The sequence below is a fragment of the Bacteroidales bacterium genome (assembly GCA_014860585.1).
Taxonomy (GTDB): Bacteria; Bacteroidota; Bacteroidia; order Bacteroidales; family 4484-276; genus RZYY01.
On sequence record JACZJL010000077.1, the window covers coordinates 1 to 18,033 of the forward strand.

10 protein-coding genes are annotated in these 18,033 nt (G+C 42.3%); 4 read left to right on the forward strand and 6 right to left on the reverse strand.

From position 1 onward, the window contains the following. From IH598_07910 to IH598_07925, 4 genes are all read right to left on the reverse strand, one after another. Positions 1-691: hypothetical protein (locus IH598_07910; GenBank protein MBE0638429.1), on the reverse strand; the 691-nt coding region annotated here is incomplete at its 3' end. A 290-nt stretch (positions 692-981) separates the two neighbouring features. Continuing rightward, positions 982-1,554, reverse strand: a complete 573-nt coding sequence (locus IH598_07915; GenBank protein MBE0638430.1) for a hypothetical protein — start codon at positions 1,552-1,554, stop codon at positions 982-984. Between the two features lie 6 nt (positions 1,555-1,560). Beyond that, positions 1,561-3,564, reverse strand: a complete 2,004-nt coding sequence (locus tag IH598_07920) for a hypothetical protein (protein MBE0638431.1) — start codon at positions 3,562-3,564, stop codon at positions 1,561-1,563. A 306-nt stretch (positions 3,565-3,870) separates the two neighbouring features. Then, positions 3,871-4,254, reverse strand: coding sequence for a hypothetical protein (locus IH598_07925; protein ID MBE0638432.1), 384 nt, complete (start codon positions 4,252-4,254; stop codon positions 3,871-3,873). Positions 4,255-4,267: 13 nt separating this feature from the next. Here IH598_07925 and IH598_07930 point away from each other — a divergent pair, with 13 nt between their 5' ends. Further along, positions 4,268-4,447 carry a hypothetical protein gene (locus tag IH598_07930; protein ID MBE0638433.1) on the forward strand — a complete coding sequence of 60 codons (180 nt, stop codon included), beginning with the start codon at positions 4,268-4,270 and terminating at the stop codon, positions 4,445-4,447. Positions 4,448-4,528: 81 nt separating this feature from the next. Here IH598_07930 and IH598_07935 read toward each other — a convergent pair whose 3' ends face one another. Both IH598_07935 and IH598_07940 read right to left on the reverse strand, forming a co-directional pair. Further along, a complete protein-coding gene (locus IH598_07935) occupies positions 4,529-6,349 on the reverse strand; it encodes a T9SS type A sorting domain-containing protein (protein MBE0638434.1) in 1,821 nt (606 codons plus the stop codon). 14 nt (positions 6,350-6,363) lie between these two features. Then, the gene (locus tag IH598_07940) at positions 6,364-10,197 is read right to left on the reverse strand and encodes a T9SS type A sorting domain-containing protein (GenBank protein ID MBE0638435.1); all 3,834 of its coding nucleotides are present in this window, start codon (positions 10,195-10,197) and stop codon (positions 6,364-6,366) included. Between the two features lie 672 nt (positions 10,198-10,869). Between IH598_07940 and IH598_07945 the strand changes: the two genes are divergently transcribed. From IH598_07945 to IH598_07955, 3 genes are all read left to right on the forward strand, one after another. Further along, positions 10,870-11,754, forward strand: coding sequence for an AraC family transcriptional regulator (locus IH598_07945; GenBank protein ID MBE0638436.1), 885 nt, complete (start codon positions 10,870-10,872; stop codon positions 11,752-11,754). Between the two features lie 289 nt (positions 11,755-12,043). Beyond that, positions 12,044-17,218, forward strand: a complete 5,175-nt coding sequence (locus IH598_07950) for a T9SS type A sorting domain-containing protein (protein MBE0638437.1) — start codon at positions 12,044-12,046, stop codon at positions 17,216-17,218. A gap of 221 nt (positions 17,219-17,439) precedes the next feature. Then, positions 17,440-17,682, forward strand: coding sequence for a DEAD/DEAH box helicase (locus IH598_07955; GenBank protein MBE0638438.1), 243 nt, complete (start codon positions 17,440-17,442; stop codon positions 17,680-17,682). Positions 17,683-18,033: the final 351 nt, after the last annotated feature.

An 18,033-nucleotide genomic window follows, 5' to 3' on the forward strand; every position in this document is an offset into this window, starting at 1 on the left:
AAACATCCTCATTAGTAAGGCAAAGCTGATCAATGATTCGCTTTCCGTTCATGAAGGCAAAATATTCGGGATTTGATCGGAAATACTGCTGCCAAGGAACGAGCCGGTGAAATGTGTGAACGTAGTAACCCTCTGCAAACATATCGCTGATCGTGTGCAGCCGATTAAAGTCTTTGTAATTAGGGTCATTCGTAAAACTGCCATGAACATTCCGATAAGTGTTTGGCGACGAATCATTGATATTTATTGCAGGCAGAACAATGTCGCCGACCTCAGGGATGACGACATACTGAGGGCTGAAATAACGCACACCGAAATATGTCCCGAGGAGTTCGCTAACACCGTAGATACACCCTTTGTTTTGTCCACCTTTTATGACTAAATTACTGCCCTGCGTTGTCATCGAAAAGCCATCACCAGTCGTAACTTCATCACTTTTTGAGATAAAGATGCAATTTTCCGGGTTCGGTTCATTGGCGTCAACTACAGGAAAAGTGCAGCCGGAAATGAGCAGTAAATGTTCTTTCAAAAAATCCGCAGCTCTGATCTCCTCAGTTGAGGCATTTTCGGGAATGATAATGCTGTACGTTGTTTTCCTGTTTTTGAGGAGGGTTAGAGAGCCGGATTCGTTGTCGGTACATGAAATTGCGACCAAAGCCAGCGCGGAAAACAGAATCAATTTTTTAGGCATAATTTGATGAATTGGAGTGCAATCACAAAAAAGAAATGCGAACATACGAATAAAAATTGTTTATAGGGAATAGCAAGTTTTTATTGCACGGATTAGTTAGTCTCCGCCAGAAAACATCCTGAAATAGACTTTTGAGACAGCCTCCTGTTCACATAAAACTCATTCCCGAAGGGATTAAACCTGCTATAATCAGCCAAAACTCCAAAAGAATAGTGGTTACGCCATCAATCAACATTTCACCGAACTGGTGGCATGTGAGGTGACGATGGAGGGGGTGTTTTAGAGGGAATTTATTTTTGAATTGAATAGATATCTTTCATCTTTTCAATCCTTCTATTTCCAAAAAGCTCTGACATCGATGTTATACCGGTGGTCAGGTTGGTAATCCCGGCATAACTGTCGGAATAATACAGGCCACTGGAATTCTCCATAAATGTTTTGTACTCAGCATGCAATTCGATTATTTCACCTGTACCTGTGCGATAAAGTTTAAAACTTATTGATTCGCCTACAGCAAATCCGTCAGCTTCGATGGTTGTCAGGTCGTCACCGAAAAGGACCAGCGAATGGTTTTTAACGTTATTTGTAACTTCCGTCATTCCACATACAACACCGCTCTGGTTGAAAGCGGATATGATATCACCATTTTCAAAATCTTTTAAAGCTTCTGCAAAAATTACGATGCTCTCGCTTGAAGGGGTCATATTAACTTCACCCCAGGGTGTGTTTAATGTACTTTGCCTTGAGGCGGATGTAGCTTTAAACTCCATGGTGCAGTCAGGGAAGGTCAGTGTAAACTCATTATTTGTTTTGATTTTGTAAGCTTTTCCCGGAACCAGGGTTTGCAGTGAGTAAATGCCCATGGCCGGTCAGTTAACCTGAGTGCCAACCAAGTCCTGCACAAAAACAATATCATCCTGGTGGCCATCAAACAGGGCAATGGCATCCACATCACATGCCGAAGGAACGGGCAGGTACGACCAACCGGCAGGAACATTAATGGTTAGATCTGCCGTTGAATTTCCTACTATATCAGAAGTTGCATTGTCTGAAAACTTCATGGCATAGCCCGAAGCATTGTTCCAGTTCCCAATGGTATTGATTTGCTCAGCCGGCCAGTAAGCCTGGGTCAGGTTGCGCATGATGATCAGGTCGTTGACAACGGGGGAGAGGATGTACTCCACAACCGGATTAGCAGGCACAACGTAAGCCGATACTCCGTTCCAACCGGTTACCATATCAAATGAATGTAAATACCCATTGCTGAGGCCTGTAAGTGCTGATGAACCCTGGTTAACAAAGAATCCCTGGTTTGGAAATCCCGGATCGTAAGTGGCTACAGCCGCTTCTTCCAATTGATCAGCACATCTGTACATCTTCCAGATAAATTCTTCACCCGTATCAAAGCCCTGTTTTCCGGGAGCAAAGGGATTGTCGCCGTAAGCCAGGATATCCACCCCGGCACTGTTCCACATGGTTGCACCTCCGCAGGTTTCTTCATTATCTTCATTCAGGAAAAATACGCCTATCCAGTCGCCATCCATCAATGCTTCACCATCGATATTCGGGTTGGCAGATGCTGGGATGGTGATGGTATGAACGGCATTGGTTACCTGAAATGTCCATGGGTAACATGTCTCGAGAACCACCTCAATCAAATGGCTGGTCAGTATAAGATCTGTTGCCAGCGAATTGGTAACTTCCAGGTAATAAAAACCCTCGTCATCAATACCCGCATTCTCAAACATCAGGGTATTGGTATTTTGCCCGGGCATGGCAACACTGTCTTTGTACCACTGGTAAGCGTTATTTTCGCCGGATACCTCGAGTGTATATTCAAAATCCTGGCCTTCGACAACCTCAACAAGTTTGTCGTTTCCGAATAACCTCTGAGGAGCATACCAGTAATCGTAAAGGACGTTACCTACGAATGGCTCTATGCTGCCAAACTGAAGATTATTTCCTGCAATCCAAAGTGCGTCGTATTCATTATCGTACATGGTATCCGGAAGCTCAGTTATATAGTTGCCCGCTAATGCCAGGGTGTCGGCCCCCAGATTACCAATGCTCTCGGGCACTTCAGTAAGTAAATTATTCATTGCCCCAAAAATTTCAATCAAAGGAAAATTACCGATAGTACCCGGCAACTCGCTTATCTGGTTTCCACTTACCTCAAAAAAGTACAATGTTGAAAGGTTGTCAATATCCTCAGGAAGTGATGTCAGTAAATTATAGCTCAGATATAGTGTGTGAATTGATTCCAGGTCTGCAAATGATGCCGGTAATGTACTAATGTTGTTTCCGTCGAGCCTCATAAATACCAAGCTGTCAAGATTTCCAAATGCATCAGGGAGCGCTTCCAGCTGGTTATAGCGGCCCCAGATCACCTCAAGGTTTTCAAGGTCTGAAAACGATTCCGGGAGAAATGTTAACTGGTTTTCCTCCATCCTCAGTGATTCCAGGTTATCAAGGTCCCCGAAGTTTACCGGTAAATGAGTAACCTGGTTATAGTCCATGTTCAGGTGCCACAGGCTTTGCAGGTTAGTAAAACTATCAGGAAGTTCGGTGAGGTTATTGCCCCAGATAAAGAGTGTTTCGAGAGAAGTAAGATTTCCGGAGTTATCCGGGAGGCTATTCAGTCCGGCATCGCCCAGCGCACACCACTCCAAACTTTCCAGGTTACAGAAAGAATCGGGTAGCGTACCAAGTGGAAGTTCCATTAGTCCCAAATGTATTTGTTTAAGGTTAACTAAATTTCCAATGGCTACAGGAACAGAAGGTATTTGGGTCCATCCAAGCCATAACTCTTCAAGCAGTGTGAGATCACCTATTGTTTCCGGGATTGAGGTAATATTATTTGATTCCAGATGCAATTTAATAAGGGCAGTTAAATCGCCAATTGATTCAGGAATATCACCGGTTAGCCCCCTGGATTGCAGCCATAGTTGTGTTACACGTGTACCGGTAGTAACTACACCATGTCATTCATTTACAGGGCCTACCAGCCAGTTGTCGGTAATGATCCAGTTTGGGCCGTTGCACTGGTTATAGATATCTACCAGTGCCATCGAATCTGCATACACAATCACAGGTTGATTGATAATCACCTCAACAGTGTTGGATGGATCGGATTCGCCATCATCGTAAACGGCAGTAACATGGTAGTCATAAGTTCCATTCTACGGGTTTTCATCCACATAGGATGTACTTCTCCAGGTATCCTGGTTGATTTTAACGTCATCGCGGTAAACATTGTAACCCAGTAAGGTTTCCCTGTTTTTTAGGTCTGAAGTTTCAATAAAAGCCTGCAGGTTCCAGTTCAGGCTGAAATCATGGTACCAGTTCCCGAAAAGCTTATACATATTGCCATAGCCATCTATCCCCGGCCCTGAATCAGTTCCCATAACCGGTCCGGGTTCCGGCATATCAATATCCAGGGCAATCCATAATTCAGTAGAAGCATCGATACTGTAGGGGGTGGTTAGATCAACTTCATGCCATGTATTTATACTGTAGCCGGTAACATTCTGGCTGTATACTTCGGTGGCCTCTGGTCCGGTCAATATTTTAAGTTTGATGGAAAGCGATGACAGCTTTAAACATTACGATTTGATCCATTTCAAAAATGGCTACCACAAGGATGCGCCAACAATGTTGGTTGAGTATAAAGGCATCAAAATTATTAACAATTATGGTGATAGGTATTTCGAGATTGAATTGGGCAGGATTATTGAAAGGCCACAATTAAATGATTAACAAGAAACAATTCAATAATTAAATCAAAAAAGCCCCACAATTTCTCGCAGGGCATTTAACTAATTAAAACCTATTTACCATTTATTCTATTACCAACTTCACAGTTTCATTTAAAGATGGTGCACTTAATCTGACGATGTAAATACCTTTTTGCAGATTCGAGACATTCAGCACTGAATTGCCCTGTGTGATTGTTTCTTCCATTACAATACGGCCCTGGGCGTGGAAAATTGAGACGTTTACGGTATTATCTGTTGCAGTTTCAAACTCAATGCTTATCACATTCTTTGCGGGATTTGGGAAAATGCGAACCTGCTGTTGCATATTTTCATCTATCCCGGTACAATCGTTAACTGTCATAAAATCTTCCATAAGCAAAGTATCGGAATTCGTTCCATCAGAGATTACCAGCCTGACATCAAACACTCCTGCTATTTCATAATAAATGGTTGGATTCTGCTCATCAGATGTTTCGGGGTTGCCACCTTCGAAATACCAATCCCAGCTCACAGCATTCGTAGTTGACTGGTCAGTAAACATTACATATTCTTCCTGGCAAATTATGGTATCGCTGGCGCTGAAACCAGCATACAATGGCGTAAAATCATTCAGATACCTCACAAGTGCAATATTATTGCCTTGCGTCGTAGTTAAACCCGAAGACATACCTGCAAGTACAATTTTACCATCAGCCTGAAGTTTTACCGAAAAGGCAGCGTCGGAATCAACGCGGATTTCAGTCTCAACATGGCCGGTGGAGTTCAGCGATGTGTCGATGTTTCCATCCGGCAGGTAACGTAGCAGGAGAAATTCTTTAGAACCACCTACACCGGGCGACCCTGTATTGCCACACAAATAAATTTTTTGGTCGCTGCCAAAATAAAGGTCAAATGCGTTATCTATAATATTCAGGTTGAACAATGCAAGGCCATCAGTAGCAAATGATGGATCGAAAATGCCGTTGGCGTCAAGTTTAGCCAGGAAAATATCATTGTCAACTTCCTGTATCCACCCGGTGATGTAGATAAAATCATCTTTTACTTCAACATCATTCATATAAGAAAAACTGTCGACCCAGTCCGGAATAAGAATCCCATTGTTACCGAATTCGGTGACCGGACTGCCATTTTCATGCAACATGACCATGGCAGCAATTTCAACCCATACAGGATCGCTTTGGTATGAATAGCCTGCTCCAACGATGTTACCGTTACTCATTACGTCGATCCCCTTAATGTTCTCAGATTGGGTAGATGAATTTACCGTCGAATAGCCGTTCATACCAAAAGTGTCATCAATGGTTCCATCAGGATTAATTCTGACAAACATCATCTGGGCCCCGGTACCATAGCCTGTAGTTCCTCCCATCACAATCTTACCATCATTCTGAATGGCCATGCAGTAACCTTCGTCATTGTTATTTGCATGTGCACTGATAAATGATCCATTCATTCCAAAGTCAACATCCGGACTGCCATCGGGATTGAACTTTGCCACAAAAAACTCAGAATTTGAAGCCGTTACATATGCCGTTCCGCATACCAGTATTTTGTTATCGGGTAAAATCTCCACTTTATAAGCATAGGTGTCTTCTCCCAGGTCGAAAGTGACCATGCCGTTGTTTCCCCAGCTTTCAACGACGCTACCGTTGTCAGCTAACTTCAACAAAAAGCCATCAGTGGTTCCCCAATCTCCAACATTTATGGTTCCGCATGATAAGCTTGTTGCATCTTCTAAAATTGCTATGTCCCAGATTGTCTCGTGCAAATCTCCTGACAGGTCGTACATTACAATCCCATCTTCACCAAACGAAACATCCAATTGTCCGGCTTGTGCATGTGCATTTTGTTTAAGCACAAGCAGTATCGTAACTGCCAATACTAAAAAAAGTGTCTTTTTCATCTGTTTAAAATTATTTATTGAATTACAAGTTTCTCTATCCGGGTAAAGTTTGTCGCAGAAAATTTCACGGTATAAATGCCGTTTTCGAAGTTTCTGACATTGATAGTAGTGCTGCTGTTGGATATCTGCCTGTGTTGTACAAGCCCTCCCTGCATATTGTAAATCTCAACAGTTATCTGCCCCTGTATGCCATTGCCAAAATGGATATGTATCTGATTGCTGGCAGGGTTGGGGTAGAAGTTGAGTTGAGCATCATCCATGTTACCAACAGATGAAACCAGCAAACTTAATTTCTGTATTCCGGCCAATGTATTGCTGCGGAAATAACCATCATAGTTTTCCATATTCCAGTCATATTCCACGCTAAGTTCAAATGTTTCGCCCGTAGCCTGTTTGTATAATTTAAACTGAACGGTTTCCTCATTTTGCAAGCCTTCAATTTCACTGGTGAGCGGATCGTCACCAAACAAAATCAAAGCATTGTTTTGGCTGTTACCCGTAATTTCCAACATCCCACAAAGATCACCGGCCTGGTTAAAGGCGGCTATAATATCACCCTTTAGGAAATTCCTGATTGCATCATTATAAACCAGCACAGTTTCAGTTGATGGCGTCATTTTCAGCTCACTCCAAGGCGAACTTAAGGTATTAGTCCGCAAAGGAGAGGTCGTTTGCCTGTTTTCACATTCAGGGAAAGTGAGTTGTATTTCATTAGTGGTTTTGATCTTGTATGCTGTGCCTGGAACCAAATATTCGAGGGTGTAAACGCCCAGCGCCGGCCAAAAGACTTGTGTACCGATCAAATCCTGAATGATAACCACATCATCCAACCAGGGCCCAAACAAGGCAGCCACATCAACATCACATTCCGAAGGGACGGGAAGGTACGACCAGCCGGCAGGTACAGTGATAGTTTGATCAGCCATGGTACTTCCCGCTATATCAAATGTAGCATCACCTGAAAACTTCATGGCATACCCGGAATTATTGTCCCAGTTGCCTATTGTGTTGATGCCTTCTGTCGGCCAATAAACCTGGGTAAGGTTGCGCATCAGGATAAGGTTGTTGACAATGGGGGAGAGGATATCTTCTACTGCAGGATTATCCGGAACAATATAACTTGATGCACTGTTCCACCCGGTGACCATATCAAATGATTGTATATAGCCATTGCTAAGGCTTGTCAGTGCAGATGAGCCCTGGTTGGCAAAGTATCCCTCGTTTGGATAGCCGGGATCGTAGGTGGCAACTGCCGTTTCTTCCAATTGATCTGCGCATCTGTACATCTTCCAGATAAATGCTTCGCCATCATCAAAGCCCTGTTTTCCCGGGGCAAAGGGATTGTCGCCATAAGCAAGTACTTCAACACCTGCACTATTCCACATTGTTGCACCTCCACATGTTTCTACGCTTTCCTCATTCAGGAAAAACACACCAATCCAATCGCCATCCATCAGAGGTTCACCACCGATGTTTGGATTGGCTGATGCCGGGATGGCGATGGTATGAACGGCACTCTGCGCCTGAAATGTCCAGGGATTACAGGTCCCGATAACCACCTCGATCAAATGGCTGGTCAGGATAAGCTCTGTTGCCAGCGAATTAGTAACTTCCAGGTAATAAAATCCCTCGTCTTCAATGTTCACATTTTCAAGCAACAGTGTATTGGTATTTTGCCCGGACATGGCAACACTGTCTCTATACCACTGGTAAGCGTTATTTTCTCCGGAAACCTCAAGGGTATATTCCATATCCTGGCCCTCGATAACCTCAACAAGCGTATCGTTTCCAATTAAACCCTGGGGAGCGTAGGCAAAATTATAGAGAACCTGGCCAACAAATGGTTCGATACTTCCAAATTGCAATTGGTTTTCATATAACAACAGCATATCAAATGCATTGTCGAACATTGTTGCCGGTAATTCATTGATCAGGTTATTGTTAAGATACAGTGAGTCAGCTTCAAGATTTCCAAAACTGTCAGGTAGTGTCGAAATATAATTATGTGCCAAGCCCAATATTTCAAGCGCGCCTAATGTAGCCAGGGATTCAGGTACGGCTGCGATGTTGTTGCCAATCAATCCCAACACTTCAAGGGTAGATAAGCTACCAATATCCTCGGGGATGTAAGCGATTTCGTTGTTGTCGAAGAGTAATTCCCTGATACTGGCAAGATCAGTAATAGATGCAGGAAATTCAGTGATCACATTGGAACTCAGGTTAATAAATATAAGACTATCAAGATTTCCAAATGCTTCTGGCAAAGCTTCTATCTGGTTATTCCTGCCCCAAACAATCTCCAGGTTTTCCAGATCGGAAAACGATTCAGGAAGTGCAGTTAATAGGTTACCCTCCATTCTCAGTGATTCCAGGTTATCCAGGTCTCCAAAATTATCGGGTAAGTGAGTAATGGGGTTATAGTCCATGTTCAGGTGCCACAGGCTTTGGAGGTTTCCAAAACTTTCAGGAAGTTCAGTGAGCATATTCTCCCAGATAAATAGTGTTTCCAGGGACGACAGATTACCAAAACATGAAGGAAGGGAAGTCAGTGCATTACCACCCAGGGCCAGCCACTCAAGGCTTTCAAGGTTACAAAATGAATCCGGTAAACTTGTGAGTGGATTATTCATCAAACCCAAATGAAGTTCGTTAAGATTAGTTAGGTTTCCTATCGATTCAGGCACTGAAGTAATATCTGTCCAACCTAACCATAACATTTCAAGGCTACTCAAATCGCCTATGGTTTCGGGAATTGAAGTAATCGGATTCGAAGAGAGAACCATATTTTTCAGGGCTGTCAAATCTCCAATTGATTCAGGTATAGCTCCCGTTATTCCTTTTGATTGCAACCACAACTGGGTTACTCTGGTGCCGGTAGTGACAACGCCGGCCCATTCATTCACCGGACCTTCGAGCCATAAGGTATTTATCAGCCAGTTGGGTCCATCGCAGTTATTGTACAAATCCACCAGTGCCATCGAATCAGCGTAAGCAATCACAGGTTGGTTTACTTGTACTTCAATCATATTCGAAGGGTCTGATACTCCATCATCGTAAACAGCTTTAACATAATAATCATAGGTGCCGTTGAGCAAATTCTCGTCCACATAAGATGTACTGGTCCAGGTTTCCTGGTTCAATTTTACTTCATCACGATATATATCGTAACCTAAGAGTGATTCCCTGGTTTTTGAGTCCGCGCTTTCAACCAATGCCTGGAGGTTCCAGTTCAGGCTGAAATCATGCCACCAAATCCCATTTTGATAATACATATTTCCATAGCCATCAATTCCTGGTCCACCATCTGTCCCTATTGCCTGTCCGGGAACCGGCATGTTGATTTCCAGTCCTATCCAGAGTTGTGTGGATGCATCAATGGTGAAAGGAGTTGTTAAAGTAATTTCAGTCCAGTTGTTCACATTGAAACTTGCCACATTCTGGCTGTAAACCTCTGTAGCATTAGGTCCTGTAAGCACTTTAAGCTTGACGGTTGGCAAGGGGTTGGCAACCCAAAAACGGAACTTGGTAATTTCCCAGCCATCGTATGCAGTAATATGTGCCGGGTCGTACTTGGCTGCATATATCGTAGTAACAGGCATAATAAAATTCCCGAATGAATCTTCATTTTCGCCACTATCCCAGTGCAGGTAAGTGGAACTGCCGGTGGACGGAGCCGTCCAAAATAAATTCACATCGTTTTCATCTTCTATCGTTGCAAACAGATCGGTAGGGGGATTGAGAACCCTTGTATGATTTGGGTCTTGTCCGAAAGTTTTAAATACGATCAGGAATAAGCCGATAATAATCAGCAATCCGATAACTAAGGTTTTGAAGTTAAACTTTTTCATTTGTGTTGTGTGTTTAATGATTAATTCGAAATAAATTGAAACAAAAGTAGGGCAGGTGTTCGCGAAAGCAGGCTCAGTGTACCTGATGAGACGTCTTAATGGGTAATGGTGGCTTCAATGCGTACATGCACCGGACAAAAATGCTTTTAGAATAATGCTTGCTGGTGTGAATTTTTGGTATCCGGTTAAAAAATATAGATATCTCATCGCCAGCCGACGGAAAGGAATCTCTACAAATATTTTTTCAGTTTTATGTTTTTTACCGGACAAGAGTGGTTTGAATTTATTAAAAATTACAAATTAGTAGTCCAATATTCAACAGCATTATTAAATTTGTGGATTTTTTAGGCTTAACCTATGAGTGAATTTGTTCAATTTATATTTTATGCCGGAGCGTTCCAGGGTTTGTTGTTGTCGGTGTTTTTGTTTTCAATAAGAACAAATAAAATATCCAACAGGCTACTCGGCCTATTAACCCTTTGCTGGGGAATTGTATTACTGGCTTTTGCTTTGCAGGAAAAGGGTTTGTATCAAAAGTATATTCATCTTGTCTATGTATTTGATCAGCTCATTTTTTTATTTTTCCCATTACTATATTTGCAGGTAAAATATTTGCTGACAAGTCATAAATCCTTTGAAAAAACGGATTTACTACATTTTACGCCTTTTTTGGTGAGCATTGTACTATATATTGATTTTTTTGTCAGGTCTGCCGCTGAGAAAGTTGAGCTATTGAACAATCCTACTTCTTATTACAAGGTGCTTGAGATCATTTTACATGAAGTCATTTCATTACAGGGAATTATCTATTCTATCCTGGCTATTTTGCTGATCAGCAAGTACCAGGCTAAAATAAAAGACTATGTGTCTTCGGCACAAAAAAGTATTATTAAAATTCTCTATATTGGTATTTCACTGAACCTGCTCTCCTGGACCATGGGTATCATCGATGTACACCTCAGGTACTTCAATATCGAACTGGGGATTGACCTGTTTGCTGTTACCTATTTAATCCTGGTGTTGGTCATTTATGCCATCAGCTATGCTGCATTGAAAAGTCCTGAGATTTTCAAACTGGAATTAAGCTCAGAAAAAAGTCATTCATTGGATTTCAGAAGCCTGGTCAGGGGATCAAAGGAATCTGGGAAAACTAAATTATCTCAAGCATCAGATGAAACAATCTCCGGGCAATCAACAGCTTTTGACCCTGGTTTGAAAAAACTGAATCAGCAGTTAATCGACTTTATGGAAAAACAAAAGCCCTATCTCAATCCGGAACTTAGTTTACCGGCATTGGCCCAGGAACTAGACCAGCCCAGGAATCAATTATCAAGTGTGATAAACCAGGTCCATCAAAAAAACTTTTACGAATTTGTGAATGAGTATCGTGTTGATGAGGTCAAGCAATTAATGACTGATCCTGCAAACAAACATTTAAAACTCATTAGCCTGGCTTATGATGCCGGTTTTAACTCCAAGGCAAGTTTTAACAGGATTTTCAAACAGATGACTAATCTGACCCCTTCACAATATGTTTCTGAGCAAAAGTCTGTTTGACCTTTTGTACCAGCCCATTGAATAGTTTTTTCCCATTTCTCAGTATTCCCTTCATTAAATTCTTAAACCACAGTAAATCAATTGATAAATACTGTTAGTGACTTCACGCAAGGTCTCAATTTATCGAATGAGACCTATAGTTCATGTCTCAAAAGCTTATGTGAGACCATCAGGTATTATCTTTACTATAGTTTCGCCAAAAGAGTATAAAAACTCTTCTGTTCTTTTTCGAGAAAATCTATTCAAGTATTAATATAATTCAAATTTCTATTCACTTAAATTTATCAAAATGAAAAGAGTAAGTTTACTATTATTGTTTGCCCTTGCCTTCTCAGGCATTGTTTTCGGGCAATTAGGAACGGCCAGTGTAACCTATACCGACGGTGACATTGAAACCGACAAGAACTTTACCTGGTACGATGGATCACAATCCTCCAACTGTCCGGGCCAAATGACTGTGAACATTCCCGTGGATGCAATAATTCTGCAGACTGATGTATCATACGATATGACATCGGATGAAAATTCAGCCGTTTACAGACAGCGTTCACATTTTCGTTGTGTATCGCCAGGTGGAACCAGTGAAGCCTCACTGACAAACGGCCCATCCATCTATGTTCCGGGGACAGCATCTTATTCCAGGACCGTTGACATCGCAAATGGTGTTGTGGGCGGTGGAGATATTATGTTTGAACTGCACGCCGGTGCAACATACTATAAGAATTATTGCAGTACTGATTCAGTAAAGGTTGATAACAATACCTGGACCGTTACTGTTACCTATATCCCTGCAGGTTTTCCTGCACAGGCGCTCAATCCTGATCCTGTTCATGGTAGACTGTATGTAGGTTTGGATGACGATTTGACCTGGGACTTTGGCGCAAACACCGAAACTTTTGATGTTTATTTCGGAACTGATAATCCACCTACCACCAAACTTGTTGACAATGAAGTAGCAGGTGCTAGTGGAACATTCGATCCGGGAACAATGGACGAAACCACAACTTATTACTGGCAGGTTGTTTCAAGGAATGCCAATGGTTACACTGATGGCCCGGTATGGAGCTTTACTACTGTTTGCGGAGCTTTTGTAACTCCGTTAACCGAAGATTTCGAAAGTGTTACTATACCTGAACTACCCTACTGCTGGACCAGCATTGTTAATTCAACATCCTCATGGGCTACTGTTGAATCAGCAAATTACTACGGAGTAAATGGCTCACAATGCCTGAAATTATATAATGAGAGTGATATCAGTGCAACCCTTATTTTTGTTTCGCCTCAGATTGACCTGGGTGCAGGATCGCTTGCCGACAAGATGGTTCACTTTAGCATGATGGGTTTCAGTTATCCAAGTATTGTTGTCGGAACAATGTCGGACCCAAATGATGAAACAACATTTACAGCCTATAAGTCATTTCTGGTTTGGGATTATCTTACCGAACATGATGTTTATTTAAATGATTACACCGGTACCGACTCATATGTCGCATTTAAGCTAAGTACTTTTAGCTCCTACCAGGAAGCCTACCTGGATGAAATTACCATAGATGAGTTGCCCTCATGTATTAAGCCAACTGACTTGTTTGCCGATAACCTCACAACTAGTTCAGCCTGGTTAAACTGGACAGACTTAAATGGCGCATCTGCCTGGAATATCGAATTCGGCCCTGCCGGATTTACACCCACCGGAACCCCAACCGTTTCAGGTGTGAGTAACCCACATGAAATTACCGGACTCACTTCAGCTACTGAATACGACTTTTACGTACAAGCAGATTGTGGGGGAGGGGATGTGAGCGCCTGGACAGGCCCTGCAACTTTCCTTACACCATGCGATTATTACACAACTCCGCTAATGGAGAACTTTGACGCAAGCTTTGATTTGCCTTTATGCTGGTCGAGCATTGTACAAACTGGCGATGGCTGGACTTTAAACGGTGTTCAAAGCTTTAATGCCCACAGTGATTTCAATTGTTTCCATATGGACAATGGCTGGGATCAGAATTCGACCTTGATATTGGCTTTACCGCCATTCACCGATTTATCTGATAAAAGAATACGTTTCTGGGCCAAAAATGCTCTGGGAGATTATGACCTGGAAATTGGAACAATGAGCAATCCCAACGATCAAAACACCTTTGTTCTATTATCTTCAGTTACCACTTCAACTTCCTACCAGGAATTTGATGTTTGGTTGAATGGATATGTTGGTACTGATGAATACATCGCAATAAAGCACGGCAATGGTTCAGCTTACCTCGGGATGTATATTGATGATGTGAGTGTTGACCTTCTGCCATCATGTTTACCTCCAACCAACACATTTGTTGATAACATCACCACAGTTGATGCTTTATTCCATTGGACAGAAAGTGGCATGTCCACTAACTGGATCATCGAAGTAGGCGCAGTTGGGTTTACCCCGGGTTCAGGTTCATATTTAAACCAATACTTGCAAAGCGACCTCAATGGTGGCGAGCAAATGATTACCCTCGAAGGACTTACAGCTGCCACCACTTACGATGTGTATGTCCAGGCTGATTGCGGAGATGATGAACTGAGTGATTGGAGTGGTCCGGTAAGATTTATAACCCAGTTTCCAAATCTAACCATCCCGGTATATGAAGATTTTGAAAGCGGGATGGGTATTACCGGCAATGACCCCTCCAACAATCAGGATTGGGACATTACAACAGAATTTTCGGTAAGCGGGGCGCAATCGGTTCACAATGCCTACAATGTGTCATCAGATAACAGCCTATTCATACTCGGAAATTTTGATTTTACAGCTAAAACCGACATCATGCTTTCGTTCTGGCATATTGCAAAAACAGCTGGCAACGGAGACCATTGCTATGTTGAAATCTCCACTGATGGAGGACAGACATTTGACCAACTTCCTGAATCAACATACTATGGAGCAGGTTTTTATCGCGAAGAGGGCTTGTACAGCAATCCCGAAGGTCCTTGTTTCGACGAGCTTTCATACGCTGAATGGTCATCAGGACCTACAGTTGAAAATACCTGGTGGAAACAAGAATATTTTGATTTATCAGACTACAACGCATTTGATAATGTTCAACTCAGGTTCCGCCTGGTCTCTGATGATTGGGGCTTCCAGGACGGATGGTTCATTGATGACATTGCACTCGAAGCGCTTGGAACACCGGCTTTCAATGTTGATCCTTTAGCCATAGATGAAGAAGTAACTGTTGCCGCTCCCGTGGCCAATGTTGATTTAAACCTTGGAAATACCGGAACTTTCCCCGCGAATTATACTGTACAAGTGGTTTATGACGAAACTGAACTATTGAACGAGAACTTTAATTCAGGAATACCAGGCGACTGGACAGTGGTTTCAAATGGTACAAGTGAGGTTACCTGGGCTGAAAAAGCAGATATTTGGGGCAAAAGCTTTGATGGGACTCCATTTGTTTGGGCTGATGGTAACCAGGGTTATGCACCGGTTGAATTAACCATGGACGATGACTTGATAAGCCCTGTTGTTGACGCCTCAGCCTATGCAACAGGAACATTACTTTTAGAATTTGATCAGGTGTTTGATGCAAACTGGCAAGCCGGAGATACTGCAAGAGTTTATGTTTTCGATGGCACAGATTGGATGATGATTTATGAATCATGGACTGATGATGGCTCATTTTATGGAAATATTGCACACAAAAGCTTTAATGTTAGTACTTATGCCAACGACAATTTCCAGGTTAAATTCAATTATATTGAAGGCCCAACTGGTGTTGGCCAATATTATGCGATTGATAATGTTAGACTGCGTGCTTCATTGTCAGCCCTCAATTGGCTAAGCGTTGATGGCAGTGCATCAACATCTGGTGTTTGTATGCCCGGTAATGTGAATGTTGTTGATGTTGCTATGAATGGAACCGGTTTTGAATATGGAACTTACAACGCTAACATTGAAGTAACTTCCAGTGGACCTGACAAAGCGCTCACTATCGTTCCGGTATCAATGACAGTATTGCCACCGGCACCTCCTACAGATTTATCTGCCGTAGTTGCACTCTCTGACATAAACCTTACATACAACCTCAATGCTGATGGTAACGATGTAATTATTGCATTCAATACTATTGATCTATTTGATCAGCCAATGAATGGCACTGAATATCCTGAAGGCAGTGTAATTGGAAGCAATGGAACAGTTCTGTATCAGGGATCGATGACAGAATTCACACATACCGACCTGATGCCAAATACAATTTATTATTACCAGGCCTGGTCTGTTGCAGGTATGAATATGTATTCACTTGAATTTGCAAGCACAAATGCTACTACCGGAGATTACCAATTGATTTGCTTATCTGACGGTTGGAGCGGTGTTTCAAGCTTTAAAGTTCCTGAAAGCCCTGCACTGGAAAATGTACTTTCAGGTATAAGCGAAGAGTTGGTTATCCTGCTCTCGAACAACGGATATTACTGGCCCTCACAGAATGTGAACCTTATCGGCAACTGGAATACCCAAATGGGTTACAAAATAAAAATGAATGAGCCGAAATGCTTTACCATGATTGGTGATATGACTGAAGATAAAACTGTAGTTTTGACCGCTGGAGCCAACTATATACCTGTATTGTGCGACCAGGCAGTTGATGCAAATGAAATCTTTGCACAGTTGGGAAATGACCTTGTATTTGCTTACGATCTCAATTCGCAGCAACTCTACTGGCCGCTGGGTGGTGTCTATTCACTCGAAATCCTTGAACCCGGTGTTGGATACCTTGTAAGCATGGCCCAGCCCGGTGAAGCCACATTTGAATGCAATATGCCAACGAAAGCCGGATATGCAAAAGTGCAGAAACAAACTTATGAAAATGCGCCATGGACCTATACTGCAACCGGTAGCCAGCACTTTATCTCCATCAATAAATCAGCCTTTGGTGACCTGGAAAAAGGTGATTTTGTCGGAGTATTTAATAGTTATGGTGAGTGTGCCGGATTTACGCAGTACAATGGTGAAGCTGGAAACATCCTGCTGATTGCTTACAATGACGACCTCACTACGGAAAAAGTTGACGGCCTGCAGGTAGGCGAGAACATGACTTTCCGGATCTACAGCCAATCATTGCAGTCAGATGCTGAAACTGCCGTTACATTTGATTATACCATGCCAAATAGTGGTGCTTTTGCAGAATTGGGACAATCGATGATCCTGAAAATTGGCGAAGGTGCAACCTCAATCAACGAGCAGGTTACCACTGAAATCAGCATGTATCCAAATCCGGCTGCTGATATGGTGAATATCAGCCTGAATGGTGATAACAGCGATGCTACGGTTTCATTCTACGATACTGAAGGCCGCATGGTCATCAACCAGGTGTTCAATGGTCAGGCCGAAGTAAATGTAAGCTCATTGGAAGCAGGTATCTATTTCGTAAAGATCAACACCGAAAGCAACATTGAAATAAAGAAGCTTGTCATCAAGTAGCTTTATTGATATCCGTTAGGTTTTAATTAAGGAAGCCCCGTCATTAAGTTGGTGGGGCTTTTATCATGAACCCTGTTATGATTGGGTGATGATTTTTATCAAACCAGTCTGAGTCTGTGCAAGCGTACCTGACAGTGATTGACATACTACTTATGAAAGTAGGATAGGGGATGCTTTCAACTTTCGTGCTATTTCCTACCTTTGCACCATATTCAACGATTATGAAATTCGATCAATACCGTATAGCTGATGACATCAAAACCAGCATATCTAGGCTGGGTTACAAAAAGCCCACCGACATTCAATACAAATCCATTCCGCCTGTTTTAAAAGGGGAGGATGTACTGGCCATAGCCCAAACCGGCACGGGAAAAACTGCTGCATACGCCATACCCATATTGCATATTTTACAGGAACGAAAGATCAAAGGGCACCCTGACGGGCATACGCGTCAACTTAATTAGGTTATCTATTTGGATATTAGTGATTTGCTTTTGTTTAAACGTTTTAAGACGTAGGTGTCTCTGTCTTCAATAAACCATTCCATTTCTTCACCTTTTTCAATTTGACCGGCCTCAGCTACTGCAGCGGGGAAATTCACATAGAATGACTTGGTTCTTCCTCGTTCAACTCGTTGTATCTTAACTTTTGATCCCATTTTATTTGATTATTATTAATAGTATTAGTACTATTGCAAAATTAATTAAAATTTTTACTATCATGTCAAAAAAACCCCTCCGATTGCAACTTCTTTGAAATGATTCAATCATTCGGGATTAGTCAAACGCAAATCAGAGAGTGGGCCAAGGAGCTGG